Origin of the sequence: Aquabacterium sp. A3, assembly GCF_038069945.1 — a bacterium.
Classification (GTDB): Bacteria; Pseudomonadota; Gammaproteobacteria; order Burkholderiales; family Burkholderiaceae_C; genus Aquabacterium.
The window spans coordinates 451,431-473,090 of record NZ_JBBPEV010000002.1; the positions used below are offsets into that span (position 1 = coordinate 451,431).

The window sequence follows — 21,660 nt, forward strand, 5'->3', positions numbered from 1 at the left end:
GAAGAAGGCGCCGAGTTTACCCTTTGGCGGCCGGCTTGCGGTGATGATCCATGTAGGCCCCCATCATGTGGGTGAGCTCGTCGATCAGCCGCTCGATGCTGAAGGGCGGGTGCTGCAGGCTGAAGTAACGCACCAGCGTGTACACCGTGCTGTTGTAGCTGATGAACAGGCTCACGGGCAGGTCTTTGGGTTGGTACTCGTCGTGGTGCTGCAGCAGGTAGAGGCGGGCGGCCTCCATCAGGTGCTGCTCGGCCACGTGCACCGCGTTTACCGAGCGCAGCTCATGCCAGTGCCGCGCCACCGCCTGATAGCCCGGGTTTTGGGCCACCAGTTGCACGATGGCGGTCAGCATGTGCCGGTAAAACTCGCGCGCATCCAGGCTGAGGCGGGTGGCGATGTCGCGCATGGCGATGTCGGCCACGGCCTGCCCGAGTTGGTCCACCAGGGCCGACAGCAGTTCTTCCTTGTTCTTGAAGTACTGGTAGAGCGAGCCCACGCTCACGCCGGCCTCTTCGGCCACATCGCGCGTGGTCAAGGCCATGCCCCGGCGGTCAAACACGCGGGCGGTGGCCTCCAGGATGGTGGTCACCATGAACTGAGAGCGTTCTTGCTGGGGGGCTTTGCGCATGGCGTCGTCCGGTCGTGGCAGATTGCGAATTGAATGCGAACATTTGTTTGCATTATCGTTCAATCACCGACACCCCAGGAGACTGTTCATGCCGTGCCCCGTCAGCCATGCCGCCCGTCAGGCCAGTGCCGCCGCCCCGTTGCCCCCTGAGGCGCTGGAGCCTGACGAGCCCGCGGCGCAGGACCGCCGGCAGGCCTTGATGCGCCAGGCCCTGCCCATCGGGCCGGGGTCGTTGCTGTGGGAATGCGCGGGGGATTTGCGCGGCCTGCTGGTGATCTTTCGGGTGGGCCTGATCCAGAACATGCACCCGGCCGTCAGCCGCGCGCTGGAAGAACACTCTGGCGAGGTCTTTTTGAAGAACCCGTGGAACCGGCTGCTGCGCTCCATCCCGCCCATCATGGGCGTGATCTACGACCCCCAACCCGACGAGGTGGGGCGCCAGGTGCGCGACTTCCACGTTCAGATCAAAGGCCGGCTCAGCGATGGCCGAGCCTACCATTCACTGCACCCTGACATCTATTTCTGGACGCACGCCACCTTTGTGGAGGGCGTGATCGCTGCGCGGGCCGTGTTCGACACCCCCTTCACCCCGGCCCAGAAAGAGCGGCTGTACCGCGAGTCCATCACCTGGTACAGCCGCTACGGGGTATCGATGCGCCCCGTGCCGCCCGATTACGCCAGCTTCGAGCGCTACTGGAACGAGATGCTGCCCACGCTGCAGCCCACGCCCATCACCCACCATGCCATCCACATGGGGCGCACGCCCCGGCCGTTTGAGTCGATTCCCCGCCCGGTGTGGTGGCTGCTGGACCCGCTGGTGAACCGATTTTCTCAGTGGCTGGGCCGGGGCACCCTGCCGCCGGTGCTGCGCCAGAAGCTGGGCATGCGCTGGAGCCGGGCCGATCAGGCGCTGTTGCGTGTGTTTGCGGCCGGGGTGCGGGTGGCCTTTGCGGTGATGCCCACAGAGTGGCGCTACCTGCCCACGGCCAAGGTGGGGCGGCGTGTGGCTCGAGAGCAGGTGCGGGCGCGGGTGGTTTGAATCAGTGTGGCGGCACCGATTGGGCCGCATTCAACCCCGCCAACCGCTCGGGCGTGCCCACATCCGTCCAGGGCCCGGTGTACAGCCGCCCGCCCAGGCGGCCCTGGTCCAGCGCGCGGTCAAAGCAGGGGCGCAGGGCGGCGGCGGTGCCGGGCGTGATGCCAGCCACCATGGCGGGTCGGTACAGGCCGATGGTGGAGTAGGTGGCGGTGGGCGTGCCGGGGGGCGCGGCGTGCTTGTGGTGCAGTCTGCCTTGCGCGTCCAGCGCAAAGTCGCCCTGGGGCACGTGGGGCGGGTTGGGCACCATCCACAGGTGGGCGAGGTCGTGGGCCAGGTCGTCGCGGGCGGCGCCCTGGGGGGCTGCAAAATCCCGCGCAGCTTGTGCATCAAACCTGAACCCCGGCACAAACACATCGCCTGCCAGCACCCAGAAGGCTTGCTCGCCGCCCGGGGCCTGGGCCAGCAGCGGCAGGGCCTTGGCGATGCCGCCAGCGGTTTCCAGTGCGGCGCCGTGGTCGGCCCGTTCGTGCGAATAGCGGATGCGCAGGCCCCACTGGCGGCCATCGCCCAGTGCGGGCTCGAATTGTTCTTCGAGGTGGGCGGTGTTGATGACCACGTCGCGCACGCCATCGCGGGCCAGGGCCTCCAGGTGCCACACGATGAGAGGCTTGCCCTGCACAGCCAGCAAGGGCTTGGGGCAGGTGTCGGTCAGCGGGCGCATGCGCTCGCCGCGTCCGGCGGCCAGGATCAGGGCGGGCAGGTTGGTGGCGGCGGTCATGGGGCTCAGGTGGTTTCGGTGAGGCGCTCGAAGGCCACGATGTGGCTGAGATCGAGCTGGATGCCCACCGATTCTCCCAAAGCGTGGTTGTGGTGCGAGGGCACCAGCGAGAGCACTTCGCTGCCGTCGGGCAGGGCCAGGGTGTACAAGAAGTCGGCCCCCCTGAACGCCTTGTGCACCACGCGGGCCTGCAGGTGGCTGTGGTCGTCGTGCACCACGTCGTCGGGGCGCAGCAGCACGTCCACGGCCGTGTCGGGGCCGAATGGCAAGGGGGTATCAGTGTTGAAGCTGCGGTCGGATTCGGCCACGCCGTCGATCTGCAGCGTCAGTTGTCGCGGGCCACTGACCACGGCCGGCAAAAAGGCGCCTTGCCCCACAAAGTTGGCTACCCGGCGGTTGGCGGGGCGGTGGTACAGCGCGTAGGCCGTGTCCCATTGCTGCAGGTGGCCGTCGGCCAGCACGCCCACCACGTCGGCCATGGCAAAGGCCTCGGCCTGGTCGTGGGTCACCATCACGGCGGTGGTGTGGGTGGCTTTGAGGATGTCGCGCACCTCGGCGGCCAGGCGCTCGCGCAGTGACACGTCCAGGTTGGAAAACGGCTCGTCCATCAGCAGCACGCTGGGCTGGGGGGCCAGGGCGCGGGCCAGGGCCACGCGCTGTTGCTGCCCGCCCGACAGTTCGTGCGGAAACCGGTGGCCCGAGCGGCCCAGGCCCACGATGCCCAGCATTTCTTGCACGCGCTCGTCGGGCTGGGGGTGCTGGCGCAGGCCAAAGCCCACGTTTTGCGCCACGGTGAGGTGGGGAAACAAGGCGTAGTCCTGGAACACCATGCCGATGCGGCGGCGTTCGGGCGGCAGCAGACGTCCTGGGGCGCTGAGGGTCTGGCCGTCCAGCGAAATGCGACCGGCCGCCACCGGCTCGAAGCCGGCCAGCGCGCGCAGCACCGTGGTTTTGCCGCACCCGGACGGGCCCAGCAGGCAGGCGATGGCGCCCTGGGGCAGGGCAAACGACAGGTCAGACACCACCTGCCGGGCGCCGTACTGCATCGTCAGGTGCTCGACGGCCAGCCAGGGCTTGCCTTGGGGCGGCGCTGGCGCGTGGGCGTGATCGGTGGTGGCGGGCATGAGGCAAAGACGACATCAGGATAAACGATCATAATTCTCAATCATCATGGTTGCTGCATTGCCTTCTGTTGCCCAATTTTTCTCGTCGCCCTTTGGGGCGCGGCGGCTGTCATGGATGGCCGTGCTGGCCATGGGCGTGGGCGCCGCGGTGCTCTTGCCCATCTTGGCGGTGGTGGGGCAGTTGTTCCTGGAGGGCACCAGCGACACCTGGGCCCACCTGGCCTCCACGGTGCTGCCGGAGTACCTGTGGTCCACCTTGTGGTTGTGTCTGGGCGTGGCCTTGGGCACGGCGAGCATGGGGGTGGGGGCCGCCTGGCTGGTCACCCGGCATGATTTTCCGGGCCGGGCCGCGATGGAGTGGGCCCTGGTGCTGCCGCTGGCCGTGCCGGCCTACGTGATGGCCTACACCTACACCGACCTGCTGCAGTTCGTGGGGCCGGTGCAAACCGCGCTGCGCGAGGCCTTCGGGTGGCGGCGGGGCGATTACTGGTTTCCGGATGTGCGCTCGCTGGGTGGGGCGGTGCTGTTGTTTTCGTTCGTGCTGTACCCCTATGTGTACATGCTGGCCCGCACGGCGTTTCTGGAGCGCGCCGGCGGCATGCTGGAGGTGGGGCGCTCGCTGGGGCTGGGCCCCTGGGGCAGCTTCTGGCGGGTGTCGCTGCCGCTGGCGCGGCCGGCCATCGCGGGCGGCGTGGCCCTGGCGCTGATGGAAACCCTGGCCGACTTTGGTGCCGTGTCTTACTTTGGGGTGCAAACCTTCACCACCGGCATCTACCGGGCGTGGTTTTCGCTGGGCGATCGGGTGGCGGCGGCCCAGTTGGCGTCGGCCTTGTTGGGTTTTGTGCTGTTGGTGCTGATGTTTGAGCGCCTGTCGCGCGGGCGCGCGCGGTTTCATGACACCACCTTGCGCCGTTCGGCCTTCATGGCCAGGCGCCTGCCCTTGGGGCCCGGGGTGTTGGCGCTGGTGGCCTGCCTGATTCCCTTGACGCTGGGTTTTCTCTTGCCGGCCGGGGTGCTGCTGCACATGGCCCTCACCGAGGGCGATGCCCAGTTCGGATCGCGTTTCATCGAGCTGGGGCGCAACAGCGTGCTGGTGTCGGGCCTGACGGCGTTTTTTGCCGTGTTGCTGGCGGTGCTGCTGGCCTATGCCGCGCGGCTCAATCCGGGCTGGTTGGTGCGCCTCATGCACCGGGTGGGCGGCCTGGGCTATGCCTTGCCTGGCACCGTGATCGCGGTCGGGGTGCTGATCCCGGTCACGCGGGTGGACCAGGTGATCACCGGCTGGCTGGAAACCTCGGTGGGCTGGCAGGGGGGGCTGGTGCTCACGGGGGGCATCGCCGGCCTGGTGTACGCCTGTGTGGTGCGTTTTCTGACCCCGGCGGTGCAGTCCATCGACGCCGGTCTGGCCAAGGTCACGCCCAACATGGACCACGCCGCCCGCAGCCTGGGCCTGAATGCCGGGCAGACCTTGCGCCGTGTGCACGTGCCTTTGTTGCGCGGCAGCGTGCTCACAGCGGCGCTGCTGGTGTTCATCGACACCATGAAAGAGCTGCCCGCCACCTTGGTGATGAGGCCATTCAACTTCGACACCCTGGCCACCCAGGCCTATGTGCTGGCGTCTGACGAGCGGCTGGCCGAGGCGTCCACCGCCGCGCTGGCCATCGTGGTGGTGGGCTTGCTGCCGCTGGTGGTGATCAGCCGGCAGATTGCCCGAAGCCGGCGCTCGTCGGCCGGCTCGGGCAGCACCTGAAGCGCCTGAGGCGCCTGAGGCGCCTGGCTCAGCGCCAGCCGGCGCGGTCGAACACGCGCTGGGCCTGGGCCGCGTTCTTGGCCAGTTCGCCCACGTTGAGCGTGTCGGGCTTGAAGCTGCCCATGGCCTTCAAGGCAGGGTTGTCCACCTTCACGCTGGGCACGGCCGGCCACTCGTTGTTGCCATTGGCAAAGTAGCCCTGGGCCTGGTCGCTGGCCAGGTACTCCATGAACTTGATGGCCGCTTCGCGGTTGGGCGCCGTCTTGATGATGCCGGCGCCAGAGACGTTGATGTGCGTGCCCCAGGTGGCCTGGTTGGGCCACACGATGCCCAGTGACTCCACCACCTTGCGGTCTTCGGGCTTGGTGGAGCGCATCAGCCGGGCCAGGTAGTAGCTGTTGGAGATGGTCACGCCACACTCGCCGGCGGCCACGGCGCGCAACTGGTCGGTGTCGCCACCCTTGGGTGCGCGCGCAAAGTTCTGCACCAGGCCACGGGCCCAGGCTTCCGCCTGCTGCGGGCCTTCGTGCGAGATCACGGCCGCCCCCAGCGACAGGTTGTAGGGGTGGGCGCCCGAGCGCACGCACACCTGGTCTTTCAGGCGCGGGTTGGCCAGGTCGCCGTAGGTTTGCACCCATTCGGCCTTCACGTCGCGCTTGTTGTAGGCGATCACCCGGGCGCGGGTCGAAAACGCAATCCAGTTCGGGGTGCGCAGGTTGGCCGGGATGCGTTGCTCCAGCACCTTCGATGCAATGGGCTGGAAGATGCCTGCCTGGTCGGCCATTTCAAGGCGCGCGGCGTCCACGGTGATGAGGATGTCGGCCGGCGAGCGGGCGCCCTCATTCTTGATGCGCTCCAGCAACTCGTCTTCTTTGCCGTCCAGGCGGTTGATCTTGATGCCGGTCTGCTTGGTGAAGTTCTCGTACAAGGCCTCATCCGTCTGGTAGTGGCGGGCCGAGTAAATGTTCAGCACCTTGTCATCGGCGTGGGCGGCGCCCAGCGTGGCGGCCTGGGCGGCCAGTGCAATCAGGGTCAGGGAGGTCCAGCGGGTCAGTGAGCGTGCCATGCATCGTCCTTGCGTGTCGGTGTGGTCCATGAGGCCGCCCCGGCGTGTGGGCCGGAGCGACCGGGCGCAAGCGTACACGATAACAAGAACGATTATTGTTACCCCTGATGTAGATCAGGGCATTGCGGCACCGGCTGGGGCCGGGTGGTGATGAAAACGGTTGGCCCGGACAAAGGTGCCGAAGTCATTGAAGCGCACGCCCATTTCGCGCATCACCTGATGGGCGATGCCGGCGTTCCACTGGCGGATGTAGAAGGGCTCTTTCACGGCGAAGTGGTGGATGGCATGGGTGCTGCCAAAGTTGAAGCAAAACAGCTGCATCGGCCACAACCACCAGGGGTTGAGCACCTGGCATTGCTGCATCACGTTGCGGGCTTCCACGTCGCCGTAGTAGTGCATGTTGGAGCTGATGAAGTGCAGGCAGAAGGTGCGCAGCAGGCAGGGCAGGGCATAGACCACCCCGAAGATGTCCAGCCCGGCCATGAGCTGGGGCATCCACTGCGGCCAGTCGATGTCCACGCCCAGCAGCGGTGCGGCCCATTGCACGGCGTGCAACACCACCCACGAATGGAAGGCCAGGTAATACAGGTTGCCGATCGGCCAATAGGCACGGGCTTGCACCCGGCCCATGCGCAGGGCCTCGGCCTTCGAGGCTGGCTGCTGGGCCTTGATGTAGGCGCGCGTGGCCCCGATCATCTCGACGGGACGCAGGATGACGGCCAGCATGTTGTCGCCCGTCATCAGCAGGCGGCGCAGGCCCCAGCGCACGCCGTTGGTGATGCCGCGCTCTTCCAGATCCGACTTGGTGCCCGAGAACTTGTGGTGGTGCAGGTGCAGGTTGCGGCGCACAAAGGGGCTCACCGTGCTGGCGCGGGCCAGCCAGCCCAGCAGCAGCATCAGGTTGTTGGCCCAGGGCCGGTCGCGGAAGTACATGTGGTGGATGAGGTCGTGCTCCAGCTCGTGGATGAACGAGGCAAAGATGGCCGTGACCGGCACGCACACCCACCAGGGGATGACACCCTCGACATACAGCCAGCCGCTGCCGACCATGCCCAGCAGCGACGCCACCAGGATGGTGACGCCGATGGTGTTCTGATGGCGCAGCCAGGGGTGGCGCGCACGCAGCGCGATGCCCGCATCGAGCACCACCTTGCGGATGTGTTCGGCTTTCTGGGCATCGGTCATGCGCGCAGGCGCAGGCTTGCGGTTTTTGCTCATGGGTCTCCTCGGATCTGATGTCCGTCAACGATGGACGACAGATTACCGAGGCCGGCCCCCACCGCGTGAGGGGCAATCGGGCCGAATACTTGTCATTTTGGGCCAGGCTGGCGCAGGTGTCGGGCTCGCCAGTCGCGTGGCGAATCACCCGTCCACTTGGCGAAGGCGCGCGCAAAATTGGCCGGATCGGCGTATCCAACGGCCTCGGCCACCTGCGCGATGGGCAAGGCCGGGTTGCCCAGCAGCTTCATGGCGTCGCGCTGCCGCACCTGGTCCAGCAGGCGCTGGTACGAGGTGCCCTCGGCCTGCAGGCGTCGTTTCAGCGTGCGCTCCGACAGGTGCAAGGCCTGCGCCATGTCGGTCACTTCCGGGTAGCGCTGCTCACGGCACACCAGCAACGCCAGCACCTGGGTGGTGGTGCTGTGGTCTTGTGCCTGTCGGGCCAGCTCTTGCTCCAGGCGCTCGATGGCCAGTTGCACGCTGACCGGGTCGGCCGTGGCGATGGGCTCGTCGAGCATGCGGGCAGGAAACCGGATCTGGACGGGATCGCCCGGCTGGCCCTGCCCGAACCGAAAGGGTGGGATGCGTGTCTGGTAGCGCGCGTAGGCCAGCGGTTCGCTGTGGGGCACCCAGATTTCGCTGAGCCAGCCTTGTCGTTCGGGGTCGCTGTCCAGCACCTTGGCAAACAGGCTGCACAACTCCACGGCCACCAGGTCCATGATGAAGTGGCGACGGGGCCCGAAGGGAATGGTTTCCTGCAGCGCCACCACCACCTGATCGCCCTGCACCGACAGGCTGCTGCGAAACACCGGTACCCGCGCCTGGAAATACCGCTCTGCAAAAGCGATGGCTTCGCGCAGCGTGCCGCAGCTGATCAGGCCAAAGCCCACGAACCCGTGCTTGGTCACCTGGCTGCGCAACCCCAGCTCGTAGGCCAGCCCATGGTCGCCATCCAGGGTGATCGCCTTGTTCAGCAAAGTGGCGTACTGCCAGGCGTCGATCAGTCCCTTGGTGTCTTGCAGCTGCGTCAGGCTGAGCTGGCTGTCGGCCAGCAAGACCTCGGCGGCGTGTCCCCGCTCTTGCATCAGCTTGAGCAGTGACAGGCCGTACGTGGCTGGAATCTGCAGGCGCAGGGCCGAGCGGTGGGGCATGCGGTGTCGCGTGGGGGGGCAGGGGCAGGGCTACAGATTGTCGTCGGTTTGACCGATAACCGGACGAGAGTGCGTTTGCCCTCTGTACTACTTCGTCGTTGTGTGGCCCCGGGGGCCCTGGAGACATCATGTCGTCATTGCGAGTTTCTGTGCGTTTGTCCCTCAGTTTTGCCGCGCTTGGCTTGCTGCTGCTGATGGTGATGGGGTTGGCCATCCAGCGCATGGTGGTCATGCAGCAGGCGTCCACCGACTTGGCCGAGAACTGGTTGCCCAGCGTCGAGCTGGTCAACAAGATGAACACCTTGACCAGTGACTTCCGCATTTCGGAATTCCGTCATGTCGTCAGCACCACAGACGCCGACATGGCGCGCGCCGAGCAAGAAATGGCCGACATCGCCAAGCGCCTGGCCAGCGATGAGGCGCAATACGTCAAGCTCATCAGCAGCCCGCAGGAGCGGGCGCTGTACGACCAGTTTGCCAGCACCTGGAAGCGCTACATGGACCTGCACGAGCGCATGATCACCGCCTCCAGACAGAACCAGAATGAAGAGGCCCGCGCCTTGCTGGATGGTGAGTCGCGCACGGCGTTTCTGGCGGCCTCTGACACCCTGATGGCCTTGGTCACGCTCAATCATGAGGGGGGTGATGCGGCTGGCCAGCACGCCCATGCGGCCTACCAGTCGGCACTGTGGGTGATGGGCGTGGCCGGCGTGGCGGCCCTGGTGCTGGCCCTGGTGCTGTCGGTCGGCTTGACCCGCTCCATCACCGCGCCCTTGCGTGAAGCCGTGACCCTGGCCGAGCAAGTGGCCGCAGGTGACTTGAGCGTGCGCCTGGATGCGCGCCGTGGCGATGAGTTCGGCGACCTCTTGCGGGCCATGAGCCGCATGGCCGGCAGCCTGTCCGAGCTGGTGAGCAAGGTGCGCAGCAGCAGCGATTCCATCGCCACGGGCGCCTCGCAGATCGCCAGCGGCAATGCCGATCTCAGCCAGCGCACCGAAGAGCAGGCCTCGGCCTTGCAGCAAACCGCCTCCACCATGGAAGAGCTGGGCTCGACCGTGCGCCTCAATGCCGAGAACGCCCAGCACGCCGACCAACTGGCCAAGAATGCCTCCGACGTGGCCTCTCTGGGCGGCGAGGTGGTGGCCCAGGTGGTGGGCACCATGAAGGACATCCACGAGTCCAGCCGCAAGATCGCCGACATCATCGCCGTCATCGACGGCATTGCCTTCCAGACCAACATCCTGGCCTTGAACGCCGCGGTGGAGGCCGCGCGCGCGGGCGAACAAGGGCGCGGTTTTGCCGTGGTGGCCGGCGAGGTGCGCACCCTGGCACAACGCAGCGCCGAGGCGGCCAAAGAGATCAAGGCCCTGATCACCGCGAGCGTCGAGCGGGTGGAGGCGGGCACCGCCCTGGCCGACCGCGCGGGCAGCACCATGGACGACGTCGTGGGCGCCATCCGCCGCGTCACCGACATCATGGGCGAGATCGCCTCATCGAGCGCCGAGCAAAGCTCTGGCGTATCGCAGGTGGGCGATGCCGTCTCGCAGATGGACCAGGTCACCCAGCAAAACGCCGCCCTGGTGGAAGAAAGCGCGGCGGCCGCGGCCAGCCTGCGCAATCAGGCCCAGGCCCTGGTGGGCGCCGTCAGCGTGTTCAAGACCACCTGAGCAGCATCCAGGCCAGCGCCGGTGCGAGCAGCACCAGCGCGATGCCTGAGAAGATCATCGTCAGGCTGGAGACGGCGCCTTCCTGGGCGCCGATCTGCCAGGCCTTGGCCGTGCCCACCCCATGGGTGGCCGCGCCAAAAGCCGAGCCCACGGCCACGCTGTGTCGCACCTTCAGCCACAGCAGCCAGCCCTGACCCACCAGCATCCCGAACACGCCCGTCACCAGCACGCACATCACGGCCAGTTCGGGCTCGACGCCCAGCGTGGTGGCCACCGGCATGGCAAACGGTGAGGACACCGATCGAGGCAGGATGCTGCGCATCACCTCGTCGGGCAGGCTCAGCACCCAGGCCAGCCCCCATGAGCTGCCCACCCCCAAGACCACGCCGGTCAGCACCCCCGCCGCCAGCGTGATGGGGTAGCGCCTGATCAAGCCACGCTGCTGGTAGATCGGGAAGGCGAAAGCCACCGTGGCCGGCCCCAGCATCCACGTGAGCCACCGCGTGTGCAGCGCATACACCTCATATGGTGTGGAGGTGAGCAGCAGCGCCGCAATCAGCACCGTGGGTGTCAGGATGATGGGCGACAGCCACAGGCGCGGAACGCGCTGATGCAGGCGGCGGGCGCCATAAAACAGCAACAGCGTCAGGGCCAGCCAGCCCAGCGCCTGGGCCTGCACCAGTGCCGACGTTTCCAGGCTCATGGGGTGGGCCTTTCGGTGCTGGCGGCACCTCGGGCCCGGTGAGGCAGGCCATCTTCCCAACGCGTCACGCGCTCCACCACCCAGCCCACGCCCCCCATCACGAACAGGGTGCCCAGGCCCACGGCCAGGGCCAGCTTCAGCCCCAGCCAGCCAAACAGCTCTTCGTGGCGAACCAGCGCCATCAGTGGCGGAATGAAAAACAGCAACATGTCGCCCAGCAACCAGCGCGCACCTCGCTCGATGTGGCGCGTGGGCAGCCAGCCCAGCAAGAGCACCGTGGTCAAGGCCAGCAGGCCCACCACACTGCTGGGCACGGGCCAGCCAAAGCGCCGCACCAGCACATCGGCGGCCGCCCACAGCCCCACAAAACCCAGCACCTGCACCAGCCATTGGGCGCGTTGTGCCCAGCGTTGGCGGTCGGTCAGGGGTTCAGATACAGATGACATCAGGCGGGCATGAACAAACTCAGGCCGACATCATGCCGCAAGCCGGCTCAGCCCCCGCATTCAGGCGCTTTGCTGCAGCCCCGTGTCATCGGCAGGCTGCCCGAACCTGGTGATGCCCAGCGCCTGCTCGCTGTACTGCCACAGCTGGGCTGCCAGGGCACGGTTGCGACTGGCCGGGCTGCTGTAGTCCAGCTTGCCACGCGCCCAATAGCCACCACTCTCGCGCAGGCCGGGCGCCGTGACCAACTGGATCTGCGTGCGGGCCCCCGCCGCCTCCGAGATCAGGCCAGGCCGGATCAGGGTGTTGAACAGGCTGGGCGTGTCGCGCCAGATCTCGGTGTTCACCGGGCCGGGGTGGAAGGCGTTGACCTTCACCGAGGTGCCTCCCACTCGGCGCGCCAGTTCGCGCACGAACAGCAGGTTGGCCAGCTTGGAGCGCCCATAGGCCCTGAACGGCACCAGCATCAGCAGTGATCGCGTCGACGGGCTGCGCAGGCTGTCGAAGTCGAAGCCTCCGCCCATCCAGTGCGCCACCGAGCTCGTCACCACCACGCGGGCATCAGGCGCGGCCAGCACCAGCGGCAACAGGTGGTGCGTCAACAAGAAATGGCCCAGGTGCGTGGTGGCGAACATGAACTCGTAGCCCGCCGAATTGCAGCGCAACTGCGGCGTGAACAGGCCCGCGTTCAGCACCAGCGCGTCCAGTTGCGTCCAGCGCGCCTGCACGGCCTGAGCCAGGGCCACCACCTGCCCAAACTCAGACAGGTCGCAGGCGATGAAATCCACCTGGGCCCCCGGCGTGTCGCGCCGCAGCTGAGCGACCAGCGCCAGCCCCTTGCGCGCGTCACGCGCCGCGATCAGCACCTCATAGCCTTGGGCCACCAGGGCCTTCACGGTTTCTTTGCCAATGCCGGCACTGCCGCCGGTGACCAAGGCTGTCTTGCGTTGCATGCGGTGCTCCGTGATGAAGATCAAGCACTGTAAGGCTTGCGTGCCGGGGGTTCAATGGTTGAAAGCGCCAAGCCCTTCGGAGCATCACCAACATCTGCTGAGTCGGCAGCAAATGTCTGCAATCACATGCACAAAATCAATAGTGACTGTGATTGCATACTTGATGTGTGATGGGTTACACAATAAAATGTCTGTAATAGCGGTCCTTAAATTGTTTGAGACTGAGATTGCAGCCATGAAGCGCAACGAACACCCCCTGATGACCCCAGAGCGCCTGAACGAGGCCCGCCAGCTCGGTGAGAAGCTGGCACGCCTGCGAATGGCCCGACGGATTCGGCAAGTGGACGCCGCCACCCGGGCGGGGCTTTCCCGCTCCACGGCCGTGTTGCTTGAAAAGGGAGACCTCGGCCGCACCCAGGCTCAAATCCTGAGGTACCTGGAGGCGATTGCGCCTGGCGTGAGCCTTTTGTCGCTGCTGAAGGAAGACGACCCGTCTCTGCAAGCCCTGTCTGTGCGTGAGGCTACCCAGCGTGTCCGCACCTTGACCAAGGCCGAACTGGACCGTCTGGACTTCTGATGGCGCGCAAGAAATCAGAGGTCTACGTTTTCAGCCACATCGGTCAAGCCGACGGGCACCGGTTCGTGCCCTGCGGCATCCTGGGTCTGACGGAAACCGACGGTGCGAGCGTGCAAGACCGCGAGCTCGCCAGCGAGTTCGCCTACGGCACAGGCTACCTCGAGCGTCCGGAGTCCTTCGAGCTGGACCCGGTCAGCCTGGCTTTTGGAGACCGGCAGGGCATCAAAGGCAAGGTGCTTTTCCCGGTCAACGGATTGGGTGAATTCGGTGGCCTTCGCGACGCCGCCCCCGACGCCTGGGGACGCCGGGTCATCGAGGCGCGCCTGAAGGCGCCGGCCAACAGCCTGCTGGAGGTGCAGTACCTGCTACACGCCGGGGGCGACCGGGTGGGGGCACTGGACGTGCGGGAGGCACGCACGAGCCTCGATTCGCCATCTGCCAGCGACATGCACTCGCTGCAGTACGTGCTGCAGGCCGCGGAGGCGGTTGACCACGGCGCGCCCGTGCCGGCCAGCCTTGAGAGCTTCCTGGGCGCTGGGCCATCGGCTGGCGGTGCACGGCCCAAAGCCGCTGTTCGTGACGACGACGGCGCGCTCTGGCTGGCCAAGTTTCCCGCCAGGGGCGACACCTTCGACGTCGCGCGGGCCGAGACCTGCACCTTGGAGCTGGCCCGCCGCTGTGGCCTGACCGTGCCCGAGGTGCGCTACCTCGATGTGGGCGGCCGACCGGTCATGCTCATCCGGCGGTTTGATCGCTACTGGGCCCACGCGGGCGAGTCCTTGCCCGAAGGTGCGCTTCACGACACGCGGCCCGGCGGCGGTCGGGTGGAGGGGCGCCTCCCTTTTGTCAGCGGTCTCACGCTGGTGGCTTGCAGCGAGCTCGAATCGCCTGACAAGGCCTACGCCGATCTGGGGCGAGCCATCCGTCGATACGTCCATCCCATGGCGGTGCGGGCCAACACCGAAGAGCTTTTCGCGCGCATGGTGCTCAACATCTTCGTCTCCAACGACGACGACCACCTGCGCAATCACGGCTTCGTGCGCGACCCGCAACGGGGTGGGTGGGTGCTCAGCCCCCTGTACGACGTGGTGCCGAGGCCCGTCTTGGCCGGCGAGCGTCGGCTCCACCTGGGCGTGGGGGAGCACGGCAAGCTTGCCACCTTGGACAACGCCTTGAGCCACCATGCCGCCTTCGTGCCGCAGCGCCCGACGGCCGTGGGCATCATGCGCCGTGTCTGGGGCGAGGTGCGGCAATGGAAGACGTGCTTCGAAGAGCTCGGGGCCGACGGCCGGCTCATCGACCAGCTCACCCATGCATTCCGGGACATCAGCGAGATGGCCTCACCCGCGCTCGAAGCTGAAATCCGTGGCCGACGGCAACCAGGCTGAACATCAAGACCGGCTGTTTTGTAGAACGAAGCCCGAATTGTAGAAAGGCCTCGCGCACTGAAACAGCGGGCGAGGCCTATGGATACTGGTGGCGCTTCAGGGATTCGAACCCCGGACCTGCGGATTATGATTCTTGTACTTTCCCCTTGTGAGTCAATGACTTAGCAGTGAATGGCGTCTCGCTTTGGGTGTGTCTCGTAACGTTCGTTCCCTAGCAGGAGTCGGGGAACACTGTCACTTTGTAGATTGGTTGCACATTCGGTGGCACGTGTATCCTTGGGCGCCAGAAAGGGTTAGGTACATGGCAACGCGGTCGAAGAAGGGTCAAGGCTCCAAGTCGAGCAAGGCATCCGAGAGGCTTGATGCTCTCGCGGAGGAAGCCATGTTCATGGATCGGCTGACGGAAGAAAGCCGCGCGGCTGAGCCTGTTCAACCAGGCCGGTTCAACGAAAAGCCAGAGGAAGAACTGGGCGCACGCATCCAGGCAGCGCGGGAGGATAAGCGATTGACCCAGGGGGAGCTTGCAGACCTGACAAAGGGGCTTGATCCCGAGAACAAAGGGATATCCAGGGCCGTTGTGTCTCTGTACGAGGCCGGGACGAATCGCCCCTCACCGAGGGAGCTTCGCCTGTTGTGCGAGGCGCTGCGCGTAACACCTAACTTCCTGATCTACGGTGATGAGCAGCCATTTCACCCGTTGAATGATGAAAAGCGCACAGGGGGCCGTGCACGTAGCGACGCTGAAGGCTATGCGTGGATGGCCTATGTGTTCGGGACGCTTCACCACAACCACTTCGCATCTTTGATGGCGATTGCCCTAGATCTTCAGCGCGGCTGGAACAAAAAGTTTGACCATGGTCTGCAAGATGAGGCAAACCAAAGGCTCTTGGATGTAGCCGATGAACTGAGGGAACGCCTCCAAAAGCGCAAATCGTCGAAGTAGTCTTTGCAATTTCTCGTTGCATGGCTTGCAACGAAGAATTTCAGGATGTACAGTTCGCCCTGTGGTGCAACGGATCGTTGCACCGACTGCAACGAAAGGGCTGAACATGTCACGCATCAACTTTGACGATCTTCCGATCACATCGGACCAGGCGCGCGCTGCGCGCAACTATTTTGGTTGGCCCCAGGCCAAGGCCGCTGAAGAAAGCGGCTTGCCGCTTCACAAGATCAAGCGGTTTGAGGCCGGGAACTTCATCCCGGACACCGACTTCCTGAACGACCTGCGCGCTTTCTTCGAGCGCAGCGGGTACAAGTTCGAAGACTCTCCCGAACCCGGTGCCAAGGCCAAGAAGGCGGGACTCGTGTTCCCTCAAGGGGTGGTTTCTGATCCTGATGAGGATCAGGCGGGTGTCGCTGGCAAACCGTCGAAAGCCACGGTGCATCACATGCGCATTTCGCTCCCTGAGCCTGAAATGGGCCATGTGCTGGACCTCATCGAGCTGAACGAAGAAAAGGCCTTGGACTTGCTCAATCAGCCGTTGAGCAAAGGGCTCTGGGAAGGCTTCAGCGACAAGAGCGAGGCTCAGCACGGCGAAGTGCTCAAGCTCTTGGCAGCCAACGGGTTGTTGTTTGCCAGGCTCTTCGGCCGAGATGTGGGCGGCAAGCCTGCCAAGGAAGTCGTCGATGGCAGCCAGAACCCGCGCACGCAGGCGGACTTGCTGCATCGTGGCCAGGCGGACGTGTACCTCGCTGCTGGTGGTGATTTGCAGGCCCGGGACCGCCTCAAGGCGCGCAAGCCTGCTCAGAGCCTCATGTCCGCCATCTTTGGCTGAGTGCTTGCCAAAGCGCGCCTCGTGAGAGTGCGCGCACAGGCCATGTGCAAACAGATCGAAGCCAAAAGCCCGCTGCAACCGGGCCGGCCTTCCATTGAAGGGAAACAACCATGCCTTGCATCACAAGCAGCGCTGCCGCATGGGCCGCGCCATTGCTGGATCTCGTTGACGAAACCAGCGCCAAGAAAACCCACAAGCTCCCGCCTCAGGTCTGCGTCTTGTGGCTGCCAGATTACGGCGGGTATCTCAAGTCTGTTGACCTGAGCGCCGCCAAGTTCAAGTTGAGCCCATCGCCAGAGTGCGCCATGCGCTTGAACGATGAAATGGCCGAGGCCGTGGGCCAAGACCTCATCGACGTGACCGGCGTGCGTGTGCACCTGCGTCCCTACCGTGAACTTCACTGAGGGTGCGCCATGTCGATCGATTCCATCAAGACCTTCTCCATGCAACCGGTCGCCCTGGCTCAAAGGGCTGCCGCGTATGACCTGGCAGACGATGAAGTGAGGGCCGCGGCCGAACGTGCAGCCGCTTCCGTCCGTCGCCTGGCGGCCTCATCCTGGCTTCAGATCGGCCCGCGCGATGAACTGGTGCTCAAGACCTTGCACCGCATGGCGCAGGGCTACGGCGTCCGCCATCCCAACAAGGCAGGGGCGCAGCAATGGTTCAACCGGATGACCGATCCTGCCTGGTGGCGCCGTGCGCTTCGGTCCCGATTCCGTGACGTTGAACTGCACCAGATCCGCAAAGGGGCTGTGCATCGCCAGGCGGGCCGGTATGTCTCAGACAAGGCCATGCGCCGCTTTGAGCGCAACAAGACTTACATGGCGGGCCTGCTGTCATCCCTTGATCTGGTCAACCAAACCACGGGCGAGGTTCTGCCGCTGCAAGACGTGGTGGACGCCAGCTTGGCCAACCCCAGCAACCGGCGCAAAGCGATGATGGCCCGCATCAAAGGCATTGAGGCCACCGCCAATACCCGTGGCCATGAGGCGCTGTTTCTGACCATCACTTGCCCCAGCCGCATGCATCCCCGTCACTTCAGCACGGGTGCAGCGAATGAGGCCTATGAAGGCACCAGTCCCAGGCAAGCCCAGGCCTACATGGGGCGCTTGTGGAACAAGGCCATGCGCGTACTGGCTCATCAGGGCATCACGCCTTACGGCTTGCGTGTGGTTGAGCCTCACCACGATGCATGCCCTCATTGGCACGTCCTGGCCTTCCTGCCTGCACAGCAGGTCGAAACCTTCACCAGCGTGATGCGTGCCTATGCCTTGGCCGACAGCCCCAATGAGCCAGGCGCACAAGAGCGCCGCTTCACAGTCGAACGCATCGACCCCGAGAAGGGCAGCGCCGTGGGTTATGTCGCCAAGTACGTGTCCAAGAGCATCGACGGCGAGGGCGTGGGCCAAGACGACGAAAGCGGCATGGCGGGCAAAGATGCCTCACGCCGCATCGTCGCGTGGGCGCGCACCTGGGGCGTTCGGCAGTTTCAGTTCTTCGGCGTCCCCTCCATCACCCCCACCCGTGAGCTCTATCGGCTGGATGCTGAGTGCTTGCCATCAGCAGGGCTGAAGGCAGCACATGAGGCCACCAAGGCCAATGACTACGCCGCGTGGCTGCAAGCCTGCCAGGTGCACGGCTTGCGCTTCCGCGTGGCCTACAGCGAGCGCCCCAGCGGCCGGTATGCCGATGAAATCACGCGCTCCATCACCGGCCTGAAGGTTCAAGGCGAAGACCTGGCGGGCGTGCTGGAGTTGGTGACCCGACAAGACGCCTGGCGCATCGCACCGCGCAAGCAAGAGCGCACGCATGGCGATGCTGCAGCGCCGGTCCTCTCCCACCCTTGGACTCGATTCAATAACTCCGCAAGCATTGATTTCAAAGGGATTTTTACGGGCCCGGAGGATGGCCAACAGACACGGGCCGAGCGACTGGCCAAACCGGTGCACCACGACACCAAAACACGGGCCTGGATGGCCTCGGCGCAAGCCCTGGAGGCCGCTGGATACGGGGCTTCTGCTGCCGAGTTGAGGCAGCGCGCCTGGCTCCGCATGGATGCCTTGGCCATGAAGGGGAGGGCAGCATGAGCCTGTTGCATCGATTGCCCAAGAACATGCCGCCACTGGATGTGGTGCTGCATGACATCTTCAGCCCCAAGCCTGCCGCACTGGCTGCCGCCTTGGGGGTTGACGAACGCACCGTGCGCCGCTGGATTGCCGCCAATGAGGCGCCCCGGCCGGTGATGTTGGCCTTGTTCTGGCTGACCCGATGGGGCATGCAGTGGACAGATGCAGACCTCTACAACGAGGCGCAACTGCACTTCGCCATGAACCGCTGCCAGGCGCAGACCATCCGGGAACTGAGGACGCAGCTCGCACGCATGGGGCGAATCGGTAGCTTTGGCGCAGCCAATGACCCTGCCGAGGCCGTTGTCCTGCCGTTGCCTGCTGGCACTCATCCCGTGCGCATGTGCCTCAAGAAGCGCCAGACGGTGCCCGATGCGCATGGCCGCAACCGGCGTGCAGCCGGTTCGGGTGAGGTCGGTTTGATCCGCGAGCGGGTCTGCAAGCGGCCCACCAGCTACCACCACTTTGTCCAACGCAAAAGGAGCGCAGCATGAAACGCGGAGCATGGAAGAAGGACACCACCAGGGTGCCCAAGTTGCAGACCTCGGGCGGCTTTCGCTTGATCAGTGTCTTCACCTCGAAACACAACGCGTTGCGCATTCAGGCCTACGCCAAGCGGCTGCAGCAGCAGGCCCGATGTCGGCCGGATAACCGGCGCTTTCGCTTGCGCATGCGGGTGCTGGCCATCCACAAAAACAAAAGCCCCGCATCACCGGTTGCAACGTGATGCGGGGCGGGCGAAGGGAATCACCAGGCGCAAGCATAGCGATTCCCCGGCGCCGTGCAAGAACAGGGGCCCGGTCCTTCAGGGGGGACTGGATCGGGCGGGCTCCACCAAGACGCGCAACAGAACATGTCTGATCTCTTTTTGACCGCCGAGGAACTGACCGAGCTGACCGGTTTCAAGACCTCGGCCGGCCACGCCAAGTGGCTGGAGAAAAACCGCTGGCGCTATGTGCTCACCCGAAGCATGCAACCACGGGTGAGCCGTGAGTATTTCCTTGATCGAATGGGGTTGCCCAGGGGGAAAACCGGTTCAACCGACCAGTTGCACCAGTTTGCCCAGGTGGTCGAACCGGATTTTTCAGCCCTTGACCGGATGTGATCATGGGCCGCACACGAACCACCCACCGCGACTTGCCCAAGGGGATGACCAAGAAGGGGCGGTACTACTACCACGTCACCACCACGACGCCACGCAAGTGGACCTCCCTGGGTGCTGACCGGGCCTTGGCGCTGTTGGCCTGGGCCAGGCTGGAGGGAGACAAGATCGACCCCACGGTGAAAACCTTTGAGGCGGTGGCCCTACGCTATGAGCGTGAGGTGATCCCCACCAAGGCGCCCCGCACCCAGAAGGACAACCTCAAGGAACTGGACCGGCTGCGCGCGGTGTTCAACCGGGTTCAGATCGACCACATCAAGCCGCACCACGTACGAACGTACATGGACAAGCGTGGGCAAGCCGCCAAAGCTCGGGCCAACCGAGAAAAGGCGCTGTTGAGCCACTTGTTCAACCGGGCGCGTGAGTGGGGTTACACCGATGCTCCAAACCCCTGCATGGGCGTCAAGGCTTTCAGGGAGAACGGCCGGGACCGGTACGTGACGGATTCCGAATACAAGGCTGTGTGGGCCAAGGCCCACCCCACCTTGCAAGACGCGATGGATCTGGCCTTGCTGACTGGCCAGCGGCCCGCCGACGTGTTGAAGATCAAGCGGGCCGACATCCACGATGGGGCACTGTGGATCGTGCAGAACAAGACCGGCGCCAAGCGCGCGATTGAGGTGGTGGGGGAACTGGCCGAGTTGATCCAGCGGATCAACGCCCGTCCACGGGAGCGCTACAGCGCCTTCCTGATCCAAGACGATGACGGGCGCCCCTTGCGCGCCGATGGTCTGCGCTCGCGGTTCACCAAGGCCCGTGATGCGGCCGGGGTGTCATTCCAGTTCCGCGACATCCGGGCCAAGGCTGCCACCGATGCGGGCGACTTGTCGCACTCCCAGGTGTTGCTGGGGCATAAGCGGCGGGAGATGACTGAGCACTACGTGAGGCAGCGGGTGGGAATGCGGGTCAGGCCGCTTCGCTGATCATCTCGGGCCGACCTCTATCAGTTGGGTGATTGATTGGCACTGGCCCGTTCTGCTTTACGAAGCTCGTAAGCGGCGCGGTCTTCAAACACGGTCATGACCATCGCCAAGCCTTCACCAAAGTGCACAAGGAATCCCGCGCAGTTTGGGGGCTCAACAACCGCATATCGGTAGTGAAACTGGTCAGAGAGGTCAACGCCCGATCTGCTTAGGGTGGGTTGATTGTCGAGAATCCGTGTGTGTTCTAAAGGGAAGTTTGGCGATTGCCATTCCGCGTTCGTAAATGCTTTTGCACTGACCGCACAGCCTGCCGGTACAGACCTGCCTGTTACCTTGTAGTACAGAGCGTGCGCTAGCTTCGCGGCATACCTATTAGCTGCGTCTGCGAACTCGGCTGGCATTTCAACCGCATAGACTTCGCGGCCGTCTGGCGAAACTCTTGGAAGTCGTTGCTCGCTGAGTAGCTTGCGTGTTTGGTTGCGACTGAGGCCGCGCATTGCTTGAACCCACTCCGGGCGGCGGGCGTTCAGTTTTTTAAAGCACTCTTCCAGTTCTTTGCGGTCAGTATCTGAGGCGGCGTGGTTGACTCTAATGCGCACGAGCATTCCCAGCACGAGCTCATCAAGCGCGGATGCTCTGTTGCAGTCATGGCATGCGGGGAACTCGTAACCTTCGGGCCACTGCCTGTTGCGAAAGAGGTGCCTGGCGGGTATGTGATCTATTTCAATGGCGGGTGTCGTCCCGCCACAAAAACAGCAGTAGGGATGCTCGGCAAAGAACCGTTGCCGCCGTGCTCGTTGACTTCCCATGTTTCGCGTCCTCTTTGCCCTTGGGTTGCGGGATAGATGCTCAGCGTGGTGGGTGCGGCCCTGGCCGCGCCCGGATGTCGGCGGCCGTGGCCTCGATGTGTCAAACCCGGGGCGGTGGCGGTCCTGGCCAGCATGTTCGCGGCGGCTGCCTGGCGTGCCGCTACAACTCACCCCGCGCCATCAAGACCGGCTGTTTTGTAGAACGAAGCCCGAATTGTAGAAAGGCCTCGCGCACTGAAAACAGCGGGCGAGGCCTATGGATACTGGTGGCGCTTCAGGGATTCGAACCCCGGACCTGCGGATTATGATTCCGTCGCTCTAACCGGCTGAGCTAAAGCGCCATCAAGACCAAGATCATACAACGAATTTCCGGGCTTTG

General features: G+C 64.8%; 23 protein-coding genes and 1 tRNA gene. 13 read left to right on the forward strand and 11 right to left on the reverse strand.

The genetic code is table 11. The features are described from left to right. Window positions 1–16: 16 nt before the first annotated feature. Window positions 17–628, reverse strand: coding sequence for a TetR/AcrR family transcriptional regulator (locus WNB94_RS11260; protein ID WP_341390484.1), 612 nt, complete (start codon window positions 626–628; stop codon window positions 17–19). A gap of 88 nt (window positions 629–716) precedes the next feature. Here WNB94_RS11260 and WNB94_RS11265 point away from each other — a divergent pair, with 88 nt between their 5' ends. After that, the gene (locus WNB94_RS11265) at window positions 717–1,667 is read left to right on the forward strand and encodes an oxygenase MpaB family protein (RefSeq protein ID WP_341390485.1); all 951 of its coding nucleotides are present in this window, start codon (window positions 717–719) and stop codon (window positions 1,665–1,667) included. 1 nt (window position 1,668) lies between these two features. Here WNB94_RS11265 and murU read toward each other — a convergent pair whose 3' ends face one another. After that, entirely contained in the window at window positions 1,669–2,445 is a 777-nt protein-coding gene (gene murU, locus WNB94_RS11270; RefSeq protein WP_341390486.1) for an N-acetylmuramate alpha-1-phosphate uridylyltransferase MurU, read from the reverse strand. Window positions 2,446–2,450: 5 nt separating this feature from the next. After that, window positions 2,451–3,569, reverse strand: coding sequence for an ABC transporter ATP-binding protein (locus tag WNB94_RS11275; RefSeq protein ID WP_445819058.1), 1,119 nt, complete (start codon window positions 3,567–3,569; stop codon window positions 2,451–2,453). A 115-nt stretch (window positions 3,570–3,684) separates the two neighbouring features. Here WNB94_RS11275 and WNB94_RS11280 point away from each other — a divergent pair, with 115 nt between their 5' ends. Then, on the forward strand, window positions 3,685–5,319 hold the full coding sequence (locus tag WNB94_RS11280) for an ABC transporter permease (RefSeq protein ID WP_341390578.1): 1,635 nt from the start codon (window positions 3,685–3,687) through the stop codon (window positions 5,317–5,319). A 28-nt stretch (window positions 5,320–5,347) separates the two neighbouring features. Here the strand turns inward: WNB94_RS11280 and WNB94_RS11285 are convergent, their stop codons facing one another. From WNB94_RS11285 to WNB94_RS11295, 3 genes are all read right to left on the reverse strand, one after another. After that, a complete protein-coding gene (locus WNB94_RS11285) occupies window positions 5,348–6,385 on the reverse strand; it encodes a Fe(3+) ABC transporter substrate-binding protein (protein ID WP_341390487.1) in 1,038 nt (345 codons plus the stop codon). Between the two features lie 114 nt (window positions 6,386–6,499). After that, complete coding sequence (locus tag WNB94_RS11290) at window positions 6,500–7,603, reverse strand: fatty acid desaturase (RefSeq protein WP_341390488.1); 1,104 nt, start codon at window positions 7,601–7,603, stop codon at window positions 6,500–6,502. Window positions 7,604–7,695: 92 nt separating this feature from the next. Further along, entirely contained in the window at window positions 7,696–8,754 is a 1,059-nt protein-coding gene (locus WNB94_RS11295) for an AraC family transcriptional regulator (protein ID WP_341390489.1), read from the reverse strand. Window positions 8,755–8,882: 128 nt separating this feature from the next. Between WNB94_RS11295 and WNB94_RS11300 the strand changes: the two genes are divergently transcribed. Next, on the forward strand, window positions 8,883–10,421 hold the full coding sequence (locus WNB94_RS11300; RefSeq protein ID WP_341390490.1) for a methyl-accepting chemotaxis protein: 1,539 nt from the start codon (window positions 8,883–8,885) through the stop codon (window positions 10,419–10,421). Here the strand turns inward: WNB94_RS11300 and WNB94_RS11305 are convergent. Genes WNB94_RS11305 through WNB94_RS11315 form a run of 3 tightly spaced genes read right to left on the reverse strand, consistent with a single transcriptional unit; the run spans window position 10,408 to window position 12,521 of the window. After that, window positions 10,408–11,124: an LrgB family protein gene (locus WNB94_RS11305; RefSeq protein ID WP_341390491.1), complete on the reverse strand. Its 717-nt coding sequence runs from the start codon at window positions 11,122–11,124 to the stop codon at window positions 10,408–10,410. The genes WNB94_RS11300 and WNB94_RS11305 overlap by 14 nt on opposite strands. Then, entirely contained in the window at window positions 11,121–11,570 is a 450-nt protein-coding gene (locus WNB94_RS11310) for a CidA/LrgA family protein (RefSeq protein ID WP_341390492.1), read from the reverse strand. The genes WNB94_RS11305 and WNB94_RS11310 overlap by 4 nt, the downstream gene beginning before the upstream one ends. Window positions 11,571–11,630: 60 nt before the next feature. Further along, window positions 11,631–12,521 carry an SDR family oxidoreductase gene (locus tag WNB94_RS11315; protein ID WP_341390493.1) on the reverse strand — a complete coding sequence of 297 codons (891 nt, stop codon included), beginning with the start codon at window positions 12,519–12,521 and terminating at the stop codon, window positions 11,631–11,633. Between the two features lie 235 nt (window positions 12,522–12,756). On the opposite strand from WNB94_RS11315, the gene WNB94_RS11320 reads away from it, so the two are divergent. The 10 genes from WNB94_RS11320 to WNB94_RS11365 all read left to right on the forward strand — a co-directional run bounded on the left by WNB94_RS11320 (window position 12,757) and on the right by WNB94_RS11365 (window position 20,472). Further along, the gene (locus tag WNB94_RS11320; protein ID WP_341390494.1) at window positions 12,757–13,098 is read left to right on the forward strand and encodes a helix-turn-helix domain-containing protein; all 342 of its coding nucleotides are present in this window, start codon (window positions 12,757–12,759) and stop codon (window positions 13,096–13,098) included. After that, window positions 13,098–14,486 carry a type II toxin-antitoxin system HipA family toxin gene (locus WNB94_RS11325; protein WP_341390495.1) on the forward strand — a complete coding sequence of 463 codons (1,389 nt, stop codon included), beginning with the start codon at window positions 13,098–13,100 and terminating at the stop codon, window positions 14,484–14,486. Before WNB94_RS11320 ends, WNB94_RS11325 begins: the two co-directional genes overlap by 1 nt. Window positions 14,487–14,868: 382 nt before the next feature. Then, window positions 14,869–15,429 carry a helix-turn-helix domain-containing protein gene (locus tag WNB94_RS11330; protein WP_341390496.1) on the forward strand — a complete coding sequence of 187 codons (561 nt, stop codon included), beginning with the start codon at window positions 14,869–14,871 and terminating at the stop codon, window positions 15,427–15,429. Between the two features lie 16 nt (window positions 15,430–15,445). After that, the gene (locus WNB94_RS11335) at window positions 15,446–16,261 is read left to right on the forward strand and encodes a helix-turn-helix domain-containing protein (protein WP_341390497.1); all 816 of its coding nucleotides are present in this window, start codon (window positions 15,446–15,448) and stop codon (window positions 16,259–16,261) included. Between the two features lie 110 nt (window positions 16,262–16,371). Next, the gene (locus WNB94_RS11340; RefSeq protein WP_341390498.1) at window positions 16,372–16,665 is read left to right on the forward strand and encodes a hypothetical protein; all 294 of its coding nucleotides are present in this window, start codon (window positions 16,372–16,374) and stop codon (window positions 16,663–16,665) included. Between the two features lie 9 nt (window positions 16,666–16,674). Continuing rightward, window positions 16,675–18,348 carry a replication endonuclease gene (locus WNB94_RS11345; protein ID WP_341390499.1) on the forward strand — a complete coding sequence of 558 codons (1,674 nt, stop codon included), beginning with the start codon at window positions 16,675–16,677 and terminating at the stop codon, window positions 18,346–18,348. Continuing rightward, entirely contained in the window at window positions 18,345–18,881 is a 537-nt protein-coding gene (locus WNB94_RS11350) for a hypothetical protein (protein WP_341390500.1), read from the forward strand. The genes WNB94_RS11345 and WNB94_RS11350 overlap by 4 nt, the downstream gene beginning before the upstream one ends. Next, on the forward strand, window positions 18,878–19,114 hold the full coding sequence (locus tag WNB94_RS11355; RefSeq protein WP_341390501.1) for a hypothetical protein: 237 nt from the start codon (window positions 18,878–18,880) through the stop codon (window positions 19,112–19,114). Before WNB94_RS11350 ends, WNB94_RS11355 begins: the two co-directional genes overlap by 4 nt. Before the next feature lie 126 nt (window positions 19,115–19,240). Beyond that, window positions 19,241–19,492, forward strand: coding sequence for a DUF4224 domain-containing protein (locus tag WNB94_RS11360; RefSeq protein ID WP_341390502.1), 252 nt, complete (start codon window positions 19,241–19,243; stop codon window positions 19,490–19,492). Between the two features lie 2 nt (window positions 19,493–19,494). Next, window positions 19,495–20,472 carry a tyrosine-type recombinase/integrase gene (locus tag WNB94_RS11365; RefSeq protein ID WP_341390503.1) on the forward strand — a complete coding sequence of 326 codons (978 nt, stop codon included), beginning with the start codon at window positions 19,495–19,497 and terminating at the stop codon, window positions 20,470–20,472. Between the two features lie 20 nt (window positions 20,473–20,492). On the opposite strand, the gene WNB94_RS11370 is transcribed toward WNB94_RS11365, so the two are convergent. Both WNB94_RS11370 and WNB94_RS11375 read right to left on the reverse strand, forming a co-directional pair. Beyond that, window positions 20,493–21,086 carry a hypothetical protein gene (locus WNB94_RS11370; RefSeq protein ID WP_341390504.1) on the reverse strand — a complete coding sequence of 198 codons (594 nt, stop codon included), beginning with the start codon at window positions 21,084–21,086 and terminating at the stop codon, window positions 20,493–20,495. Window positions 21,087–21,545: 459 nt separating this feature from the next. After that, window positions 21,546–21,622, reverse strand: a tRNA-Met gene (locus tag WNB94_RS11375). Between the last annotated feature and the right edge of the window lie 38 nt (window positions 21,623–21,660).

Bases quoted from the DNA above. Each gene is read 5' to 3' on its own strand.
- WNB94_RS11260 (WP_341390484.1), bottom strand. From the start codon at position 628: ATGCGCAAAGCCCCCCAGCAAGAACGCTCTCAGTTCATGGTGACCACC.
- WNB94_RS11265 (WP_341390485.1), top strand. From the start codon at position 717: ATGCCGTGCCCCGTCAGCCATGCCGCCCGTCAGGCCAGTGCCGCCGCC.
- murU (WP_341390486.1), bottom strand. From the start codon at position 2,445: ATGACCGCCGCCACCAACCTGCCCGCCCTGATCCTGGCCGCCGGACGC.
- WNB94_RS11275 (WP_445819058.1), bottom strand. From the start codon at position 3,569: ATGCCCGCCACCACCGATCACGCCCACGCGCCAGCGCCGCCCCAAGGC.
- WNB94_RS11280 (WP_341390578.1), top strand. From the start codon at position 3,685: ATGGCCGTGCTGGCCATGGGCGTGGGCGCCGCGGTGCTCTTGCCCATC.
- WNB94_RS11285 (WP_341390487.1), bottom strand. From the start codon at position 6,385: ATGGCACGCTCACTGACCCGCTGGACCTCCCTGACCCTGATTGCACTG.
- WNB94_RS11290 (WP_341390488.1), bottom strand. From the start codon at position 7,603: ATGAGCAAAAACCGCAAGCCTGCGCCTGCGCGCATGACCGATGCCCAG.
- WNB94_RS11295 (WP_341390489.1), bottom strand. From the start codon at position 8,754: ATGCCCCACCGCTCGGCCCTGCGCCTGCAGATTCCAGCCACGTACGGC.
- WNB94_RS11300 (WP_341390490.1), top strand. From the start codon at position 8,883: ATGTCGTCATTGCGAGTTTCTGTGCGTTTGTCCCTCAGTTTTGCCGCG.
- WNB94_RS11305 (WP_341390491.1), bottom strand. From the start codon at position 11,124: ATGAGCCTGGAAACGTCGGCACTGGTGCAGGCCCAGGCGCTGGGCTGG.
- WNB94_RS11310 (WP_341390492.1), bottom strand. From the start codon at position 11,570: ATGTCATCTGTATCTGAACCCCTGACCGACCGCCAACGCTGGGCACAA.
- WNB94_RS11315 (WP_341390493.1), bottom strand. From the start codon at position 12,521: ATGCAACGCAAGACAGCCTTGGTCACCGGCGGCAGTGCCGGCATTGGC.
- WNB94_RS11320 (WP_341390494.1), top strand. From the start codon at position 12,757: ATGAAGCGCAACGAACACCCCCTGATGACCCCAGAGCGCCTGAACGAG.
- WNB94_RS11325 (WP_341390495.1), top strand. From the start codon at position 13,098: ATGGCGCGCAAGAAATCAGAGGTCTACGTTTTCAGCCACATCGGTCAA.
- WNB94_RS11330 (WP_341390496.1), top strand. From the start codon at position 14,869: ATGTTCATGGATCGGCTGACGGAAGAAAGCCGCGCGGCTGAGCCTGTT.
- WNB94_RS11340 (WP_341390498.1), top strand. From the start codon at position 16,372: ATGCCTTGCATCACAAGCAGCGCTGCCGCATGGGCCGCGCCATTGCTG.
- WNB94_RS11345 (WP_341390499.1), top strand. From the start codon at position 16,675: ATGTCGATCGATTCCATCAAGACCTTCTCCATGCAACCGGTCGCCCTG.
- WNB94_RS11350 (WP_341390500.1), top strand. From the start codon at position 18,345: ATGAGCCTGTTGCATCGATTGCCCAAGAACATGCCGCCACTGGATGTG.
- WNB94_RS11355 (WP_341390501.1), top strand. From the start codon at position 18,878: ATGAAACGCGGAGCATGGAAGAAGGACACCACCAGGGTGCCCAAGTTG.
- WNB94_RS11360 (WP_341390502.1), top strand. From the start codon at position 19,241: ATGTCTGATCTCTTTTTGACCGCCGAGGAACTGACCGAGCTGACCGGT.
- WNB94_RS11365 (WP_341390503.1), top strand. From the start codon at position 19,495: ATGGGCCGCACACGAACCACCCACCGCGACTTGCCCAAGGGGATGACC.